Genomic DNA, 1070 nt, shown 5'->3' with positions numbered 1-1070 from the left:
GTTGACAACTTGTTTGTGTTCCTGGTCATTATGGCGAGTTTCAAGGTTCCTCGTGAGGATCAGCAGAAGGTTCTGTTGTTCGGTATTGTCTTCGCGTTGATTGCCCGTACGGGTTTCATTTTTGCTGGTGCCGCGTTGATCAATACCTGGTCCTGGATGTTCTATATCTTCGGCATCATTTTGCTGATCACGGCGGGTAACCTGCTCAAGGAAGAAGATAGTAGCGACGACGGCGCGGATAACTTCATCATCAAGCTCGCCAAGCGTTTCTTCAACACCTCCGACCACTACGATGGCGACAAGCTTGTCACGAAGATTGATGGTAAGAAGGTCCTGACCCCGATGTTGCTGGTCATGGTGGCCATTGGTGGCACCGACTTGCTGTTCGCGTTGGATTCCATTCCGGCGATCTTCGGCCTGACGCAGAACGTTTACATTGTGTTCACGGCCACGGCGTTCTCGCTCATGGGTTTGCGTCAGCTGTACTTCCTGCTGGATGGTCTGTTGGATCGTTTGATCTACCTCTCTTACGGCCTGGCCGCGATCCTGGCGTTCATTGGTGTGAAGCTGGTCCTGCACGCCCTGCATGAGAACAACCTGCCGTTCATCAACGGTGGTGAGCATGTGAACGTCTTTGAGATTTCCACGAGCCTGTCCCTGACGGTCATCATCGGTGTCCTGGTGGTCACGGTGGTGGCGTCCCTGGTGAGCAAGTCCGGCAAGGCGCAGACGGTGCTCAACAATGCCCGTCGTCATGCCGACAGTTACTCGAACCTGGAATACACGGCTGATCCTGTGGAGCGTGAGCGCGTGTACGGCATGCTCATGGTTGAGGAAAAGACTATCCAGACCATGGATCCGAAGTTCCGCGATAAGCACAAGGACTCCGAAGAGATCCTTGAGCAGATCGCTAAGACGCACGAGCTGCACCAGGGCTTCCTGGGCAAGTAGTCCCCGGCCGCGAGGGCCCCAGCTTAAACAACTAGCCCGCAGAAAACGACGAAAAACACGACAAAATCGTGAATTCTCGCCGTTTTCTGCGGGCTAGTTGTGATTTCAACGGACCCGGC

1 protein-coding gene is annotated in these 1070 nt (G+C 54.3%); it reads left to right on the top strand.

Annotated elements, in window-relative coordinates:
- Positions 1-951: TerC/Alx family metal homeostasis membrane protein (locus ACX80Q_RS18660; RefSeq protein WP_459332038.1), on the top strand; the 951-nt coding region annotated here is incomplete at its 5' end.
- Between the last annotated feature and the right edge of the window lie 119 nt (positions 952-1070).

It is taken from the genome of Arthrobacter sp. HLT1-20 (genome assembly GCF_054510895.1).
Note: the sequence above shows the minus strand (reverse complement) of the source record. Positions and strands in the feature narration are given on the sequence as shown.